We start from the raw sequence: 19,018 nt of genomic DNA, 5'->3' as shown, positions 1-19,018 counted from the left end.
AGCCCTATTTTATCTATTTATCATTCATACTTAACAATTTATCCAAATATACTGACTTTAATTGTTTGCTGGCTAAAACTTTTTTAGCTGGTTCAAGTTTTAATATAGCTGATAGTATAGCTCCCATAGCTCTATGACTCGCTAATGCATTGTTATCAAAAATTAGATTTTGTAATTGTCCTTTTTCAATTGCCATTAAAACTGCTCTATGTACTGAATTTGCTGGAGTTATTATCTTTTCATCTCTCTTTAATAGCATAATGCTATTTTTATGACAATTTCTAACGCAAACTCCACAGCCTAAGCATCTATCCTCATCAATTTTTATATATTCTTTATCATTTTCCTTGACCTTGCTTATTGCATCTATTGGACATGCAGATATACATTTACCACATTTTACACAACTTTCATGGTTTATATTTGGTATAAAACTAGTAGTCTGTACTGGATGAAGATTTCCAAATCTTTTAGCTGCTACTAATGCCTCGCAACAACAGCCACAACAATTACATATAAATGTAACTCCTTTTCTAACATTTTCTCCACATTGAACTAAGTTATGCTCATACGCTTGATGAAGTAGTTCTTTACATTCTATTTTATCTACACGTCTTGCAAATTTGTTATTTATTAAAGAATTTGCTACGTTGTCAAATGTCATACATATATCCATAGGAGCATCACAAGCCTTACCAACATGTTGCATTCTATGTCTACAGTAGCACATACTTACACCTATATGAGTCGATTCATCAATTATATGAGTAGCTCTTTCATAATCCAAAATACTAACTTCATTATCATTAGTTAAAACTTCCTCTTGAACATACACTCTTCCAAGTTTTGTTTCTGTTGAATAAAATAAATCTTTGATAAAATCTTCTTCTACATTCATATATTGATAGTAAAGTTCTGCTAAAAGTTTTTGGTCTATATCATGTCTTGTTCTCATCATAGCAAACTCAAAAAAGCCAGCCATTGGTGGAGGCATTATATATTTCTTTCCTTTATTATCTTCTATATCTAGTATCAGAGCCTTGCTTGCAAGTTTATCTAATACTCTATATGCTTCACTTTCACTTACACTCCAAATTTTAGCTGCTGTTTTTACTCTAAAAGGCTTTATTGGAAGCTGAGCTACTAATTTGGCTTCTTGTTCTGTATATAATACATTTAGTATTTTGTATAATGTATCTGATGGTGGAGCACCTTGTGGAAACTTATTTATTCTTTCCTCTAAACTTTTATACATGTTCTTCGCAGTTATATGAGAAATAGTAATCACCTTCTTTTTCTTTTGTTTTCCAATAAAATTAAATATTTATCCTTATTTATAAACACTTTATATAAGCCCTTACTTTATATAATACCAATTCTTTCTAAATAGTTAAATACCTCTAGTAATTTATTTATTAGATTTCTTATATAAATAAAAAATCGTTTAAATTAGTATAATAACATTTTATACCAATTAAACGATTTTAATAATATTTTATATATTTAAAAATTACTTTTATACTTAGATACTTTCTCTTCTTATATTATCTATTATATTTTCTTTGTTCAATTTACTCATTGGTATATAAGCAGCTATAAAGGTTATTATAAAAACACTTACTATACATATAGCTATTGCTGCCCATGGTATGACAGGGGAAAACTCAATTACACCTGAAATAAGATTATTCATAACTAGAGTCATACCAATACCAATTGGTATTCCAAATAATAAAGACAGTATACCATAAATAAAACTTTCTAAATATATCATTTTTCTAAATCCATTAGGGGTAACTCCTATAGATTGTATTATAGCAAGCTCTCTTTTTCTTAGATTTATACTTGTACTTACTGTATTTAGTATATTTGTAACACTTACTAGAGATATCACTACTATAAAACCGTATACAAATATTTTGACAACCTTTAGGTTTTGTTTTTCTTCTTCACCTCTTCCACTTTCATCATTGAAGTTAAAATTATTTTTATCAGCTAAAGATTCTACTCTCTTCTTAGTCTGAATATCTCCTCCTAAGTCGATAAATATAAGACTTTTATTTAATTTTAGACCTAAATTTTTAGCAACTTCATCATAAGTTATAAATTGCAAGCCCATATTTTGATATCCCATTCCTAAACGTTCTTCATCAGTTATCGCAAGAATTTTAATCTTCATTTTTTTACTTGAACCATTGTCATCAAGATATTCACAATTTACTGTATCTCCAACTTTGTAATTAGTTAACTCTACTATACCTTTCTTACCACTGGATTCAAAGTAACTTTTTCTAACTAGAATCACACCATTTTCTTTAATTGCTTTTTCCTTATCAAAAGAACCTTTTATTAAATTATTTGTTTTATTTTTTATTGAAAATTCTCCTGGAAACCTTAATTCATTATTTATAAAGTCGTATTCATAACTATCTCCATTCTTATACTGTTCACAATAATCCTTAATTAAATCTTCATTGGATTTATTTATTTTATTTTCACTTACTCTTATAGACATAGACTGACCTGTTGCTAATTCAAAGTTTTTTATTCCAGGAATCTCCTGTAATGTACTTATAACATCATCAATAGGTCTAGCTGTACCCTTTGCAGTTAAATATAAATCATAGTTTTTTTGAGAATTTCTAATTTCTTCACCTCTTAATAAAAGTAATGTAAATCCACTAAAAGATATAAAAATTATTATACTTATCATTAAAGAAAAAAGGGTTACTATGAATTTTTTTCTATTTCTTCTCATATTTTTATATGCAAGTACTCCTTCAGTCTTAAAAATCAGTTTAATAAGTTTTGAGTCTTTGACTTTTCGTACTTTATAGTCTCCACTGTTTTTAATTATATCAAGTGGAGAAATATTAGAAGCTGCTATTGCAGGTAATAGAATTGATATAAATATTGTAAATAAAACTATTATTATACTAACAATAATTATTATTGGGTTATACACTATTTGTAAACTCATCTGTGTAACAATCGATTCTGTAAAATACCTATTTATAGTTTTAAATAATAAGTCTATAGCTATTGTTCCAGATATTAACCCTATTGGTATTCCAATTAAACTAATTATAATACCTTCTATAAAGACCAATTTTTTAATTTGGCTAGATGTAGTACCTATAGAATTTAATATTCCAAACTGTTTTTTTCGTTCAATTATAGAAATGCTAAAAGAGTTATATACTGTAGCAATAGTACATATAACTACTAAAATAGTCACTACTGCAATTATAGACTTTATAGAGCTATTTATGTTTGCGTACTTACTAGCACCTTGTAATCTTAATAAATGTTCATTGTATTTTACCATATCAGAAACTGATTCTTCATCTTTATTTGGATATATGTTTTTGCTTATTTTTTTACTTATTTTATATACATCTTTAGGATTTTCTACTGTTACTGAGATGTTCATTGTGCCATTGTAATTAACTGCAGGATTAAAGTAAGTTATAGCAGTTGTAATTTCATCATAAAGCTCAAATCCAGGTTTTTTAATTATACCAACAAGTTTAAAAGTTCTTTCCTTTTCGTTCGCTATATAATCACCCTCATGAAATACCATGTTATCAATCTTTTTCTTATTTGAGTCAAACATGTCTCCTACTTTTAAGGTTATCTCATCTCCTATTTTTAATTTATCATCCATAAGATTAATAACATTTTCACTTAGAACAATTTCTCCAACCTTAGATGGCAATCTACCTTCTTCTATAGAAATTTTATATCCATCCATAGCATTTTTATCATACTGTTTTATACTTAATATAGCATTTTCACTATTTTCTAATTTAGAATATCCAATTTGCTTAGTAAATGCATGTTTTTCTATTTCAGCTGATTTTGTTACATATTCCATATCTTTTTTATTTACATCATTGAATGTAACATGAAAACTTCCATCATTCTTTATAGTTTCTCTTACTTGATAATCCATGAAACTTTCAAATATATTTCCTATACCACAGATTAAAGCTGTTGAAAGTATTATCCCAATTATAGTTACAATAGTTCTTCTTTTATTTTGTTTTAAGTATCTAATAGTTAGTGATGTATATAAGTTCATCTACATCACCTCATCACTTTTTATAATTCCATCTTCTATACCTATAATTCTGTCGGCTTGAAGTGCTATGTCTTTGTCATGAGTTATCATTATTAGAGTCTGATTGTATTTCTTTACTGACAGTTTTAATAATTCTAGTATTTCTTTCGAGTTTTTACTATCTAAATTACCTGTTGGTTCATCTGCTAATACTATAGAGGGTCTATTAATCAAAGCACGTCCTATAGAAGTTCTTTGTTGCTGCCCCCCTGATAACTGGTTTGGAAGATGCTTTTCTCTATCATTTAGACCTAGTGTTTTCATCAAATCATTTAAATATTCTTTGTCGATATCTCGATTATCAAGTTCTGCTGGAAGCAATATGTTTTCCTTTACAGTTAAGACTGGAATTAAGTTATAAAATTGATATATAAGACCTATATTTCTTCTTCTAAATATTGCTAAATCTTTGATTTTCAAATTATAGATATCCACATCATTTATATAAACTTTACCACTAGTAGGTCTATCAACACCTCCTAGCAAATGTAATAATGTACTTTTACCACTTCCACTTGGCCCTGTTATTGCTATAAACTCACCTTTTTCAATTGATAGGCTTACATTTTTTATAGCATCAACTTTTGTTTCATTTTTACCATAACTTTTAGTTAGATTTTCTACTCTTAAAATTTCCATGGCTACCTCCAATATTTATATTCTATACTTCATATATTAGACTTTAGCTATTACTACAAAGTGAATTAAATATTACAGATTAGTCACTATTATCAGCATACATTTTATGAAATATTATATGGAATTCTGTCCCTTTGCCCTTTTCACTATTTACATAGATATCTCCATTTTGACTTTCTATTATTGATTTTGACATTGCAAGACCTATACCTACACTATCCTCTTTTGAACTACTTCTTCCTCTATAAAATCGTTTAAATATATGTGGTATATCTTTTTTATCTATTCCCTCGCCATCATCTTTTATTATTAGTTCAGAAAATAATGGATTTTCTTTATATGTCATACTTATATTTCCAAATTCAGGAGTATGTTCTATACAATTTTTAATTATATTCACTAATGCTTCCACAGACCAATCAATATCGCCAATATAGGATACATTATCGTTTCCTTCTATAGTTAATTTTTGATTTTTAGTTTCCATAGGTATTTTCATTGGTTGCATTGCTCTATGTATAAGTTCACTAAATTTTATCTTATCTTTTTTAAACTTTATCACTTTTGCTTCTACTTTTGATAGTTTAAGCATGCTTTTAATTAGCCAATCCATCCTATTTAACTGATTCTTTATCTTATCTAAGAAATCTATTTTTACTTCGTATGGTACATCATTATATAACAAGTCATTCAACATTATTAAAGAAGTCATAGGAGTTTTTAATTGGTGTGATATGTCAGAAATTGTATTATTTAAAAATATTTTTTCTGATTTCAAAAGTTCAACCTTTTCATTAAGAATTGTCGTCATCTTTAATAGTTCAGTTTTTAAAAGACCTACCTGACCTTCTTGATTTTTATTTTTCATATCAAATGCTTTTCCTTCTGAACTATAGTAAACATACTTAGTCATATCTGATAAATCATTGTACATTACCTTAAAATAACTAGCAATCAATATAAATATTAGAATAAATATTATGCATACCAAGATTATATTTGTTTTTATAGTCTCTAAAACTAATTTAGAAATTATAGGCTCAGAGTTTATTTTAATAGATTTATCGTAATTATACTTACTTAATATTTTCTCTCCATAGTCTATATTTCTTATAGACTTTCCTTGAGTTATTATATCCACTATCTCTCTTTCTAAATTTGGATATTTGCTAGACAGTGTTCCTATTATCGCTTGATTATTTTTTACAATCATACCTTTAGTTATATCCATATTGATTATGCTAAACCCAATAGATATAGTAATAGCAACAAACATCAAAACAATATACTTACTTAAAAACCTCTTCACTTCTGGATTATATAGAAACATTATTTTCACTTCCTATCCATTTATAACCAAGGCCTCTTACAGTTTCTATGTAGATTGGCTCACATAAGTCATCACCTATTTTTTCTCTAAGTCGTTTTATATAAACAGTTAGAGTATTATCATTTACAAAATCATATGTTACATCCCAAAGTTTTTCCAATATTTGAGTTCTGCTTAAAACTGTATTTTTGTTCTGTATAAGAATTAAAAGAAGTTTATATTCAACCGATGTCAGAAATATTTCTTTTTCATTTTTATATACTCTAGCTTCTAATGTATATATACTTAAATCTCCAAATTTGAGCATTTTCTTAGCTTCTTCTAAAGTATTACCTTTTCTTCTTAAAACAGCTTTTATTCTAGATATTAATTCTCTAATTCTAAAAGGCTTTGTTATATAATCATCTCCACCCATATCAAGACCCATTACAATATTTACTTCTTCATCACAAGCAGTCAAAAATATTATCGGAATTTGAGAGAATTCTCTTGTATATTGACACAATTCATAACCAGTTCCATCTGGTAATGTCACATCCAAAAGTATCATGCTATATTCATTAGAAGAAATCATTTCTTTTCCACTTGATAAGTCCTTTGCTATATCTACACTAAATCCTTCTTGCTCTAAAGCATATTTTATTCCAAAAGATATGGTACTATCATCTTCAACTATCAATAACTTTAACATAGCTATTTCCTTTCTTTCCATTTTGATTTTAAATTATTTACCTATACAGTTTTTATTATACACAAATACCTTATATACTAAAATATATCTATAATTACAAAATAGTCACAAAGAGTTGTTAAAATTTATAAAAACAAAAATGTAAGTTGTTACTTAACTCACTTAAGAATAATACCTAGTTCTTCAAGTTAAGCTACAACTTACATTTTAGAAACCTTATGTTAAATAATCTAACATAACTATTTGTTTAACTATTTAGAATATAATTTATTCTTCATCATACTTTTTGTATTCTTCTTCTTTGTAAATATTATCTTTTTTATCATCTTCATGTAAATCAATATCAGTCTTTACATCTTTAACACTATTTACATATTGCATCATTTCTTCCTGAGAAACATGTGGACAATTTTCACAGTTTATTCTTCTTGAATTAAATTCTTTTACCTTTTTTTTTAGTTCTTCATACTCATAATCCTGTTTATTATCTCTACAGTTACAGTCATAATCAAATTCGTCATACTTATAGTCATCATAATCACTGTTTCCATAATAATTTGTATCAACCATTTGAGAATTAGATTTACGATTTTTTACCATCTTATATACAGCATATGCACCCACACCTGTAAGAACTACTCCTGTAAACATCATTGGTTTACTCATTCCATCATCTTTTTTATGCATTTGTCTTTTAATTAAATATGTTAACATATTTTTTCTCCTTTCTAATTTTTATTTCTATCTATAGATAGTATCTGTATTATTTTGATAAAAATTATGTTATTTTTAAATTACAATTTTTACAAAATATAAATTTATATTTTGTGTTTGACATTATTTTTTATGTTATACTATATATATAACAATCGTTTTCATTTATAAAGCATAATGGAGGTCTTTTATGGTTTTAAATTTAGATTTTAATAGTGATAAATCTATTTATGTACAAATTAAAGAAGAAATAACTAAAGCTATAGCTTCGGGAGAATTGAAAATAAACGAATCACTTCCATCTGTAAGAAGTATGGCTGAAAATATTGGTGTAAATTTGCATACAGTAAATAAGTCTTATAATGAGTTAAAAGAAGAAGGCTTCTTAAATATTGATAGAAGAAAAGGTGCTATTGTTGCTGAATTACCAATAAAAGCCGCAAATCCAACTCGTCAAAAAAATAAGCTTGACTTAGAACTTCTAGTAGCAAAATCTTATTTATCAGGTATCAGCAAAGAAGAATTTTTATCACTAAGTTCAAATTTATTTGACAAATACGAGGTGAAATATCATGAGTAAGATTGAATGTTTATTTACAATATTTCCAGTTTTAATTTTGATGTATGCTTCATTTTATTTCATGCCTTATTTAGTAGGTAAAAAACATATTTATGGAGTTTCTATAGACCAAGAACACAAAAACTATACTAACTTTATAATGTTGGATAAGAAGTTTAAAAAACTTTTATCTTTAGGTTTTATTATAGACTTTATATTAATTTTTATCCTAGTTCTTGCATTTAATAAACTGGAACTTTCTTATTTTATTGGTATAATGGGATTTTTATTATATGAAAGTCTATTATATATTTATACTCATAATAAAGCTAAAAAGTTTAAATCAGAAATTTATTCTACAGAAGGTCATATAGATATAGATTCAAAGTTAATAGTAGATATGGATTTCTTAAATAAAAAAAATAAAATAATAAAAAGGTTTAAAATATTATATTTAATACCAATACTACTTGCTTTTGGAATGAGTCTTTTTATAGTATTTAATTATAATCAACTGCCAGACTTAATTGCTATCAATTGGACTATAAATGGAACTCCTAATTCTTTTATGGAAAAATCATATTTTAATGTTTTTAAATTAATAGGCACTGCATTTTGTTTAATCATTTTATTGTATATAACTTCTATTGGTTCTATAAAGTCAAGAATTAAAATAGATTCAAATAAAATTGAAGAAAGTCGAGCTGAAAACATTAAATATCTAAACAAAATTGGTTATTTATTTTTGATATTGATGATTTTAATGACAATACAACTTTTTACTGCTTTTTTATCAATAAAAACAAATTTATCAACTGCTATAATTATAGTAACATTTTTAGTTATAATTTATTTAATAATAACATATATTAAGTCTCCAAATTTAAAGTCTAACTCGTCCTATTCTCCAGAAGATGATGAAAAACATTGGATAGCAGGCATTATATATAATAATCCAAACGACCCATCATTAATGGTTGATAAGAGATTTGGTATTGGGTATACTGTAAATTTTGGAAATCCTATTGGAAAGATAATATATATTGCTATAGCTTTACTTTTAATTTTTTCATTGTTTAGCCTAATAAAATCTCTTTTACTTTAAATACCATAAAAGGTATCTTACTTGTATTATTGGGTATTATATTTTGTAGGATAAGAAATATTTCATATTATCATTGAAATATAGTATTTATATATTACTAGAAATGGAGATTTGCATAATGTTGTCAAAAGCTGAAATCAAATACTTTAATGAATGTGCTTCTGAAATACTCTCTTCAGAACAAGTACAACTTATGAGAACATTTCCTCATCATGGCAATGTTTCATGTCTTGAACATAGTTTATCAGTAGCATATTATAGTTATTTATTATGTAAAAAATTACATCTAAATGTTGATATTCAAAGTGTTATTAGAGGAGCTTTATTACACGACTTTTTCCTTTATGACTGGCATTACAAAGGGGATAGAAAAGGATTACACGGATTTACTCATCCTAAAGAAGCACTAAAAAATGCAAATTTATTTTTTCAAATAAATGAAATGGAAACTGATATCATTTTAAAACATATGTGGCCGCTTACTATTAAGCCACCTAAATACAAAGAAGCATTAATTGTATGTTTGTTAGATAAATTTTGCTGTTTGGTTGAGACTTTAAAGATACATTCTTTATTATCTCCTTATCATGTATAAGGTAGTGTTTAATATTGTTAAAATTAACAAACAAAGAGGTATTAAGTATTAAATTTTACTTGATACCTCTTTACTATTTCATTATTCATTTTTTTAAATATCATTGTAAGTCATAATATTTAACCTTGATAACTTACCCTTCTTATAGACATACTTACTACCTTAAATAACAGTAAACCAGCTATTAAATTTATTAGTATTGCTGGTACTACTGCAACCATAAACAATGCCATAAATGAACCTCCAGGAAGACCTACTATCATTTGAGCAAACAGTAAAAATGCAGTTCCACTCACAATAGTTCCTATTGGAAATATTATTGTAGCTACTATTAAGTCTTGCTTTTTATTACTTAAGTTTTTCATAAATGGTAATTTATAAATTACATACATTATCATGAACATTATATTTATTGTAATAGTTTTATCAAGTATGTTTGGAATCTGACCACCTGGAAATTTAGTTGTTAGTGCTGCAAATATTCCTGTCACAATTCCTGCTACTAGACAAATCTTATAATCCTCTTTATTTAATATCATTATTATAAACATCATTGCTAGTGATATATCTGGTTGCATTGGAAGTCCTATAGCAGGTGTAAGTTGATGTATTAGTAATCCCATAGCTAAAAGTATTGCATTTAAAGTTAATTTTTTTGTATTCGTTTTCATTGTAATAATTCTCCCTAATTTTATTAATATTTATTTTATTTTTTTGCCAATTTTCTAAATCATCCTCTTTAGCTTTGAAAGTTCATAACATCTTTTTCACCACCTTTTTCTGAAATTTATATATTTTCTTTTAAGAGTTTTTGTAAAATAAAAAACTCCGTCCTAAATCAATAGGACGGAGATTATCCGCGTTGCCACCTAAATTATATAAAAAATAAACCCTAAGTTTAATTCTTATACATCTCATTATCAGGTACTTACATACCCTATTCGCTGTAACGTGCGACTGACGATAAAGTCTACTCTCATAATAATATGATTTCAATTCACTCCTCTAAGGTCCATTCACTATATCCCTTCTTGCTAAGATTCCACCCTCCTCAGCTCTCTATGTTGAAGCTAAACATAATTACTCTTCCTTGTCATAGGATTTTTAATTTGCTGTTGCTATTATAATATTCTAAATTTTTATAATTGTCAACTCTAATTTTTATTTTAAATTTGTAAAAAGGATAGCATAATCTTTATAAATGTTTTAAAATTTAATTTAATAATCAAAATTAGAAAGGATGATATTATGTTTAGAGAAATGAGATTAAAAAAGAGAGAAATGACAAAAGAAGATACTGTAGAAGTATTAAAAAATGGTGAATTTGGTACTTTTTCTACTATATCTGAAAATGGCTATCCTTATGGAGTTGCTGTAAACTATGTGTACCTTAATGATTCTATTTACTTCCATTGTGCAAGAAATGGTCATAAATTAGATAATATATCAAACAACAACAAAGTTTCTTTTTTAGTAGTTGCTAATGAAAATGTTATTCCAGACAAATTTAGCACTACGTATTCTAGTGCTGTGGTATTTGGAAAGGCTTCAACTGTAGAAGGTGAGGAAAAGAAAAATGCTCTTGTAGAAATCATAAAAAAATATTCTAAAGGATTTTTTGAAGAGGGCATGAAATACATAGAGAAAGATATAAATTTAACAACTGTAGTTAAAATAGAAATTGACCATATTTCTGGTAAAGCTTCACGCTTATAATAAATACACTAATATACCTAAAAGTAGCTATACAGCCACTTTTAGGTACTTTAATTTGATATTCTTATACACTCAATCTTTTTAGATAATCTTTTATACCAAGCTTAACATCATCACTTGGTCTTATATCAGAGTTATCTCCTGCTATATGTAGTATTCCATATGCTGGATTGTCTCCTCTTACTGTACATGGAACTGATAAAAGAGTCATTCCCATATGTTGGGCAAATATATTCATTGCTTGTAAAGAAAGTTCTCCTCCTCCATGTTGTGAACCTGCTGTGGCAAAACAACCAAATATTTTTCCACTCAAAGGAGCACCTACCCAAATATCAGAAAAGCTATCCATGAACATCTTCATTGGACCAGATACATTTCCATAGTATGTTGGTGAGCCCATAAATATAGCATCATAATCTAGCAATTCTTTTCCAGATTTAATTGTATTTATATTCTCAAACTCATCTTTATATTCTTTTGAATTTATTAAATAATACTGAAGAAGTGTTTTTGCAACCTCATCACTTACTTTAAACATATCTACTTCTATATTCATTTCTTCAAGTACTTCTTTGTATGTTCTTGCTAATAAATATGTACTTCCACAAACACTATGAAAAATTACTGCTACTTTCATCTTTATCCCCCTAATTAAATTCAAATTTATTTTTTGTATAGTATTTTTTATAATAAAATACTACTAAATGACTAAATGATACTAAATGGATTCAAATATACATCACTTTTTGTTACTTCTATTTCATTAAATTCATCCAAAAATCTCTTCATAACGTTTTTAAATATATCTTCTGTATCAAAATGCCCACAGTCCACTATACACATTCCTATATCAAGTGCATCTTGTGCCTCATGATACTTTACATCTCCTGTTATTAAAACTTCTGCTCCTTGTCTCTTAGCTTTTTTTACAAACTCTGAACCAGCCCCTGTTACAACTGCTACTTTCGTTATATTTGTATTAAGATTTCCAACTACTCTGATATGTTTCATATTTAATTTCTCTTTTATTTTATTTGAAAGATTTTCTAATGTCATACTTTCATCAAGTCTACTTACTCTACCTAAGCCAAATGTCTTGCCTTTATTTTCTAGCTTGTACAAATCATATGCAACTTCTTCATAAGGATGTGCATCCAACATGGAACTTATTACCCCTCCTAAAAGCTTCTGTGGCACCACAGTTTCAATTTTAACCTCATTTACTACTTCTATATCATTTATGCTTCCAAGAAACGGATTAGAGCCTTTTAATGGTTTAAATTGTCCTTCACCTTCTATTGAAAATGTACAATCACTATAATTTCCTATATGACCTGCTCCTGAATTACTTAAAACTCTTTTCAATTCATCTGAATAATTACATGGTACATATACTGCGAGTTTATATAAAATCTCGCTTTCTGTTATATCTAAAACCTTTGAGTTACCAAATTCCATAATTTCCATAAAATAGTCATTTAAACCATCAAATGCTATGTCAAAGTTAGTGTGCATAGAATAAAGTGCTATATCATTTTTAATAAGTTTTTGTATAAGTCTACCTTTTAAATCTGCACTATTAATCTTATTGATTTTTCCAAATATAAAAGGATGATGTGTAACAATTAAATCTATATTTTTTGAGATAGCTTCATCAATAACATTTTCATTAGCTTCCAAAGATACTAATACTTTTTTTACATCTACATCAAAATCTCCAACTATAAGACCTACATTATCCCAATCTTCAGCTAAGCTTAGAGGATACTTTTTTTCAATTTTTCTAGTTAGACTCTTTAATAACATACATACCTCCAATTTATTTTATTAAATTTTCAAGTTTTTTTATTGCAGTTTTACTCTCTTCCCTTTTTTTATCTATTACTTCCCCACTCATTCCTTCTAGCTTATTAACTATAGCACTATATGTCTTTATCTTTTTTTCTATAAATTCATTAAAAAGAGAGTCTTTATTTTCTAAAAGTTTTATTCCAGTTTCAAAGTATATCTCATCTTCTATTATAGTATTTTTGCCTGTGTATTTGGCAACTATTATTTCATATATCCTAAAATCTTCTCTTACCAAAACTTCATCTAAGATTTCATAACCATTATTCAAAAGATAACGTCTAAGTTCTTCTTGTGCTTGCATAGGCTGTAGTATAAATTTTTCTACATTATGTGCTACTTGTTTTTTAGCTTCAAGAAGTTCACTTATCAAAATTCCACCCATTCCAGCAATTATTACTTCTTCTATTTCCCCTATTTCAAGAACCTCTATACCAGAACCCAATCGTAAATCAACCTTATCTAAAAGATTGTTCTGTATGACCTCTTTACGTGCGTTGTCAAGAGGTCCTTTATTAACATCTGCCAATACTGCAAACGGTACTCTTCCCTCTTTTAACAAATATACTGGTATATATCCATGGTCAGTTCCTATATCAGCTATTTTTTTACCATATGATATCAATGATGCTATTTTTAATAATCTATCTGTTAATTTCAAATATATATCTCCTTTCAATTTTCCTTGATTTATAGGCCTTATAGTAAGTCATAAGTATTAAATTAAGGTTACTATAAAAAATAAAATTAAATCTCTACTACAAAATAGCCATGAGATATCACTTATCCCATGGCCTTTATACAAAAACATTAATGATGTATCTTTTTAATCTAAATAATCTCTAAGTTTTTTTGATCTACTTGGATGTCTTAATTTTCTTAGTGCTTTTGCTTCTATCTGTCTTATTCTTTCTCTAGTTACATCGAACTCTTTTCCAACTTCTTCAAGAGTTCTAGCCCTACCATCTTCAAGACCAAATCTAAGTTTTAATACTTTTTGCTCTCTATCATTTAATGAGCCAAGTACATCTTCTATTTGTTCTTTTAGTAAAGAATATGCTGCTGCCTCTGCTGGGGCTGGAGCATCATCATCTGGAATAAAGTCGCCTAAATGGCTATCCTCTTCTTCTCCTATTGGAGTTTCTAAAGATACTGGGTCCTGAGCTATTTTCATTATTTCCCTTACTTTATCTTCTGTCATTTCCATTTCTTTTGCAATTTCTTCTGGTTTTGGGTCCCTTCCAAGCTCTTGAAGTAGTTGTCTTGATACCCTTATTAGCTTATTTATAGTCTCTACCATGTGAACTGGTATTCTTATAGTTCTAGCTTGGTCTGCGATGGCACGTGTTATGGCTTGTCTTATCCACCATGTTGCATAAGTACTAAACTTATATCCTTTTGTATAGTCAAATTTTTCGACTGCTTTTATAAGACCTAAATTTCCCTCTTGTATTAAATCTAAGAAAAGCATACCTCTTCCAACATATCTTTTTGCTATACTTACAACCAATCTTAAGTTTGCCTCAACTAATCTTTGTTTGGCTATCTCATCACCTTCGTGCATTCTCCTAGCAAATTCTACTTCCTCATGTGGTTTAAGTAGAGGAATTTTTCCTATTTCTTTTAAGTACATTCTAACAGGGTCATCTATACTTATCCCTTTTGGTAAAGATAAATCCACAGTTTCTATTTCTATTGCAGAAGAGTCTTCATGTGAAATTGCTTCTGTATCTTCATCTAGGTTGCTTATACTCAAATCATCATCAGTAGCCGAAAAATCTATATCAGCTTTATAGTTTTTTGTTTCTGTTATTTCTATTCCCAGATTACCTAAAGTCTCATAAAGATTTTCTACTTGGTCCTTATCAAGTTCAGTCTCCGAAAAAGCTTCCATTATCTCTGCAAGTGTTAATGAACCTTGCTTTTTTCCTTTTTCTATTAATGTCTTAGCAGTGACTTTTTTTAACTCTTTTTTATTCGATTTATTTTCCACACTCAAACCTCCTTTCTCTACAAGCTCTTTAAAATTTTATTTATATCAACTATTTTTAAAGCGATTTCCATAACTCTACCATCTACCTCTTTCATATCATTATTATTTTCTAATTCTTGTTGTTCTCTCAACAAGCTGTTAATTTGTTCTTCTAATGAATTTTTTCGGATATTTGTTATTATTCCTTCTATTTCTTTTGTGTTTTCTAAGTTTATACTATTCAAAGAAATTGAATTTAATTCTTTTAAGTATTCTTCGGATATGTTTAAACTTTTCAATTTGTCAATAGTTATTTTGTCCAATTCTTGATTTTTAATCATGTAATTTAAAATTTCTTTACTTTCTTTCAGTAAAAAATCACTTTCTTCTACTTTTAGTAACGCTATTTCTCTAATTTTTTTATCTTCTAACATTATTTTTATTAGAGTCTCTTCAACTAATTGTTTTCCATCTTGTCTGACTTCGACTTTTTCAATTATTTTTTCTTCTGCTTTCTTTTGATTTTTGTTATTATATGGCTTATTATAATTTTTACCATATACTTCTCTCTTTATAGACTCGACATTAATATCTATTTGATTGCTTAAATACTTTGTATAAAAATCAATTTCAACAGGACTTGTCAATTGTTTTATAATTTTAGAAGCTTCTTTTGCGAACTTCACTCGTTCTTCATCTTTTTGAATATTAAATTCTTTTTTAAGATGATCTATTTTATATTTTATGTAGTGAGTAGAAACATCCATAGCTTTTCTATAATCATTAAGTCCATATTTTCTTACAAATTCATCTGGGTCTTTCGCATCTTTTAAATCCAACACTTTTACATTAATACCTAATTTAGTAAGTATATCTATAGCTCTTAAAGTCGCTTTTATTCCTGGTTCATCAGAATCATAAGATATAATAGCAGTGTCCGCATATCTCTTTATTAAAATACCTTGTTGTTCAGTCAAGGCTGTTCCAAGGGTTGCTACTACATTTCTTATACCATACTGATAAAGCGAAATTAAATCCATATATCCTTCAACTAAGACTATAGTTTTACTCTCTAAATTCTTTCTAGCAAAGTTTAATCCATATAAGTTCTGTTTTTTATTAAAAATTATTGTGTCTGGAGAATTTAAGTATTTTGGTAAAGAATCATCTAATACTCTTCCCCCAAATCCTATTATATTTCCTCTATAGTCGAATATAGGAAACATAACTCTATTTCTAAATTTATCATAGCAATTAGTTCCATCTCTGTTTTTTGCAATTAGACCGCACTCCAACAAATCTTGCTTTTTATATCCTTTGCTGATTAGAGTGTTCATAAGTGAATTCCATGAATCCAAAGAAAATCCTAAACCAAATTTCTTAATAATTTTATCATCTAGTCCTCTTATTCTTAAATATTCATACCCAAGATTCTTACTTCCCAACAAGTTTGAAAGATAAAATCTAGCTGCTTCTGTGTGAATATCTTGAAATTTTTTGGATTTTTCTATTTTAATCCTAGTCTCTTCATTCATGTTAGTGTTAATTTCTATACCGCATTTATTCGCTAAAATTTTTACAGCATCCATAAAATCTAAATTTTCCATTTTCATGACAAAATTTATCACATCTCCACCTTCTCCACATCCAAAACATTTATAAATTTGTTTTGATGTATTTATATAGAAAGATGGTGTCTTTTCACCATGAAATGGACATAATCCTTTATAATTGGCTCCAGATTGTTTTATATTCATATATTCAGATATTATACTTGCTATATCGCATCTAGCCTTTATTTCTTCAATAATGTCTTTTATATCATTCATATTATCACCTTCTGGTGTAATTTTTTGTGTTAACATTTCTATTCTACACTATATTCTAAATTTGTCAATCACTCAATATACAGAATTCGACTTTTTTTATTGATATCCTTCTTATTAATCAAAAAATTTTTATTTTTTATATTAATTATATCAATATTAAGTCTTTATTTATATCAAATGGTCTAACTATTAAATTCCATATAACTTATAAATTCATCTCAATAACCATTACGAATAAAAAAGAGGCTCTTGCCTCTTTTAATAATTATTAATTGATTTCATTAAATCTTCAAACTCATTAAAACAAAGAGATTGAGCTCCATCTGATAGAGCATTTTCTGGGTCAGGATGTACTTCTACCATTATTCCATCAGCTCCACATGCAAGTGATGCCATTGACATAGGTTTTATCAAGTATCTAATTCCAGTAGCATGACTTGGGTCTACCACAACAGGAAGACCTGTTTCTTTTTGAATAATTGGTACAGCAGCTAAATCTAATGTATTTCTAGTATAATCATTATATGTTCTTATACCTCTCTCACACATTATAATATTACTATTTCCTTCTATTGCTATATATTCTGCAGCGCCTATCCATTCAGTAATTGTTGATGCTATTCCTCTTTTTAACATAATAGGTTTGTTTTGTTTTCCTACTTCACTTAAAAGTGTAAAGTTTTGCATATTTCTTGAGCCAATTTGAATTATATCACTTATACTGTACAGTTCATCCATATCTCTTACATCCATAAGCTCTGTAATAACAGCTATACCAACCTCTTTTTTAACTGCTTTTAATATTTCAAGACCTTCTTTTTTTAATCCTTGAAATGAGTTTGGCGATGTTCTTGGCTTATATGCTCCACCCCTTAAAATATTTGCACCATGACTTTTTACAAATTTAGCAGTCATTAAAAGTTGCTCATAACTCTCTATTGCACATGGTCCAGCTATTATAAGTTTGTCCTTTTTTACAACTATTTCTTTATTATTTGTACTTATCTCTATTTTTGAATTACCATTAAATAGGTTTTCTTTCATAACCTACAAGCTCCTTTACTTCTTCTCTTTCTTCAGCAGATAGGAGGTTTAAATGTTCTTTTATTGATTTTTCATTTATTAGAAGTTCTTCATTTAAATCCATAAGTGGTATCAAAACGAAAGCTCTGTCTTGAATCCTTGGATGAGGTATTAGTAGTTTTTCATCAGTGGATACTACATCATTAAAAAATAGTATATCTACATCTATAGTTCTTGGACCCCAGTGTACTATTCTCTCTCTGTGTAGCTCTTTCTCTATTCCTTGACAATATTCTAACAGCTCATACGGTTCAAACTCTGTTTCTATTTCTACGCACATATTTAGAAAATCTGCTTGTTCTGTATATCCCCATGGTTTTGTTTCATATAACTTTGATTCTTTTACTTTATATATAGAATCACTCTTTCTTAAAAGCTCACATGCCACTGACAAATTATTAAATCTATCACCTACATTAGTACCTATTCCCAAATAAGCCTTATTCATCTCTTGTTCTCCTTATCTCGACACCAAAATAGTCATAAATTCCATTTACAGGAGCTTCAGGCTTTCTGACCCTAACCATAACTCCATTTATAAGCATAAATTTGTTTAAGACCTCTCCAGCAATGTTCTCTGCCAAAGCCTCCAAAAGATTAAATTGTTTATTTTCAGTAATATCCTTAACAACACTGTAAACTTCAGCATAGTTTACAGATTTATTTATATCATCACTAAGTCCAGCTTCTTTTGAGTCAACATAAAGCTCCATGTCGATAAAAAATTTCTGACCTAGAAAATTTTCTTCTTTAAGCACACCATGATATCCATAGAATCCTAGATTACTAAGTAATATTTTATCCATTATATCAC

General features: G+C 27.7%; 19 protein-coding genes and 1 other annotated feature. Of the genes, 4 read left to right on the top strand and 15 right to left on the bottom strand.

Annotated features, from left to right (window positions below; genetic code table 11):
* Positions 1–13: 13 nt before the first annotated feature.
* The 6 genes from ACTG48_RS07790 to ACTG48_RS07765 form a co-directional block, all read right to left on the bottom strand.
* Positions 14–1,288: a 4Fe-4S dicluster domain-containing protein gene (locus tag ACTG48_RS07790; protein WP_479918519.1), complete on the bottom strand. Its 1,275-nt coding sequence runs from the start codon at positions 1,286–1,288 to the stop codon at positions 14–16.
* 234 nt (positions 1,289–1,522) lie between these two features.
* Positions 1,523–4,084, bottom strand: coding sequence for an ABC transporter permease (locus tag ACTG48_RS07785; RefSeq protein ID WP_479918518.1), 2,562 nt, complete (start codon positions 4,082–4,084; stop codon positions 1,523–1,525).
* Positions 4,085–4,762: an ABC transporter ATP-binding protein gene (locus tag ACTG48_RS07780; RefSeq protein WP_479918517.1), complete on the bottom strand. Its 678-nt coding sequence runs from the start codon at positions 4,760–4,762 to the stop codon at positions 4,085–4,087.
* A 79-nt stretch (positions 4,763–4,841) separates the two neighbouring features.
* Entirely contained in the window at positions 4,842–6,092 is a 1,251-nt protein-coding gene (locus ACTG48_RS07775; RefSeq protein ID WP_479918516.1) for a sensor histidine kinase, read from the bottom strand.
* Entirely contained in the window at positions 6,079–6,804 is a 726-nt protein-coding gene (locus ACTG48_RS07770) for a response regulator transcription factor (RefSeq protein WP_479918515.1), read from the bottom strand. Before ACTG48_RS07770 ends, ACTG48_RS07775 begins: the two co-directional genes overlap by 14 nt.
* Before the next feature lie 246 nt (positions 6,805–7,050).
* On the bottom strand, positions 7,051–7,497 hold the full coding sequence (locus tag ACTG48_RS07765) for a hypothetical protein (RefSeq protein ID WP_479918514.1): 447 nt from the start codon (positions 7,495–7,497) through the stop codon (positions 7,051–7,053).
* A 190-nt stretch (positions 7,498–7,687) separates the two neighbouring features.
* Between ACTG48_RS07765 and ACTG48_RS07760 the strand changes: the two genes are divergently transcribed.
* From ACTG48_RS07760 to ACTG48_RS07750, 3 genes are all read left to right on the top strand, one after another.
* The gene (locus ACTG48_RS07760; protein ID WP_021384190.1) at positions 7,688–8,077 is read left to right on the top strand and encodes a GntR family transcriptional regulator; all 390 of its coding nucleotides are present in this window, start codon (positions 7,688–7,690) and stop codon (positions 8,075–8,077) included.
* On the top strand, positions 8,070–9,161 hold the full coding sequence (locus tag ACTG48_RS07755; protein ID WP_021384188.1) for a DUF5808 domain-containing protein: 1,092 nt from the start codon (positions 8,070–8,072) through the stop codon (positions 9,159–9,161). The genes ACTG48_RS07760 and ACTG48_RS07755 overlap by 8 nt, the downstream gene beginning before the upstream one ends.
* A gap of 118 nt (positions 9,162–9,279) precedes the next feature.
* Positions 9,280–9,756 (top strand): HD domain-containing protein, encoded by a 477-nt coding sequence (locus ACTG48_RS07750; protein ID WP_021384205.1) that lies wholly within the window; start codon positions 9,280–9,282, stop codon positions 9,754–9,756.
* A gap of 119 nt (positions 9,757–9,875) precedes the next feature.
* On the opposite strand, the gene ACTG48_RS07745 is transcribed toward ACTG48_RS07750, so the two are convergent.
* Positions 9,876–10,427, bottom strand: coding sequence for a tryptophan transporter (locus tag ACTG48_RS07745; RefSeq protein ID WP_479918513.1), 552 nt, complete (start codon positions 10,425–10,427; stop codon positions 9,876–9,878).
* Between the two features lie 168 nt (positions 10,428–10,595).
* Positions 10,596–10,862, bottom strand: a binding site (T-box leader).
* Between the two features lie 142 nt (positions 10,863–11,004).
* Here ACTG48_RS07745 and ACTG48_RS07740 point away from each other — a divergent pair.
* Positions 11,005–11,472, top strand: coding sequence for a pyridoxamine 5'-phosphate oxidase family protein (locus tag ACTG48_RS07740; protein WP_021384199.1), 468 nt, complete (start codon positions 11,005–11,007; stop codon positions 11,470–11,472).
* 64 nt (positions 11,473–11,536) lie between these two features.
* Here the strand turns inward: ACTG48_RS07740 and ACTG48_RS07735 are convergent, their stop codons facing one another.
* From ACTG48_RS07735 to folB, 8 genes are all read right to left on the bottom strand, one after another.
* A complete protein-coding gene (locus ACTG48_RS07735) occupies positions 11,537–12,109 on the bottom strand; it encodes a flavodoxin family protein (RefSeq protein WP_479918512.1) in 573 nt (190 codons plus the stop codon).
* A gap of 71 nt (positions 12,110–12,180) precedes the next feature.
* Complete coding sequence (locus ACTG48_RS07730; RefSeq protein WP_479918511.1) at positions 12,181–13,278, bottom strand: Nif3-like dinuclear metal center hexameric protein; 1,098 nt, start codon at positions 13,276–13,278, stop codon at positions 12,181–12,183.
* 13 nt (positions 13,279–13,291) lie between these two features.
* Entirely contained in the window at positions 13,292–13,981 is a 690-nt protein-coding gene (locus ACTG48_RS07725; protein WP_479918510.1) for a tRNA (adenine(22)-N(1))-methyltransferase, read from the bottom strand.
* Between the two features lie 165 nt (positions 13,982–14,146).
* Positions 14,147–15,313: an RNA polymerase sigma factor RpoD gene (gene rpoD, locus ACTG48_RS07720; RefSeq protein WP_021384218.1), complete on the bottom strand. Its 1,167-nt coding sequence runs from the start codon at positions 15,311–15,313 to the stop codon at positions 14,147–14,149.
* Between the two features lie 17 nt (positions 15,314–15,330).
* On the bottom strand, positions 15,331–17,121 hold the full coding sequence (gene dnaG, locus ACTG48_RS07715; protein WP_044213161.1) for a DNA primase: 1,791 nt from the start codon (positions 17,119–17,121) through the stop codon (positions 15,331–15,333).
* A 258-nt stretch (positions 17,122–17,379) separates the two neighbouring features.
* The gene (gene aroF, locus ACTG48_RS07710) at positions 17,380–18,165 is read right to left on the bottom strand and encodes a 3-deoxy-7-phosphoheptulonate synthase (protein WP_021384224.1); all 786 of its coding nucleotides are present in this window, start codon (positions 18,163–18,165) and stop codon (positions 17,380–17,382) included.
* The gene (gene folK, locus ACTG48_RS07705; protein ID WP_021384225.1) at positions 18,146–18,652 is read right to left on the bottom strand and encodes a 2-amino-4-hydroxy-6-hydroxymethyldihydropteridine diphosphokinase; all 507 of its coding nucleotides are present in this window, start codon (positions 18,650–18,652) and stop codon (positions 18,146–18,148) included. Before folK ends, aroF begins: the two co-directional genes overlap by 20 nt.
* Positions 18,645–19,010, bottom strand: coding sequence for a dihydroneopterin aldolase (gene folB / locus ACTG48_RS07700; RefSeq protein WP_021384220.1), 366 nt, complete (start codon positions 19,008–19,010; stop codon positions 18,645–18,647). Before folB ends, folK begins: the two co-directional genes overlap by 8 nt.
* Positions 19,011–19,018 lie beyond the last annotated feature (8 nt).

The organism is Clostridioides sp. LIBA-6822, from assembly GCF_056688955.1.
This window is presented reverse-complemented; position numbering and strand designations above follow the sequence as displayed.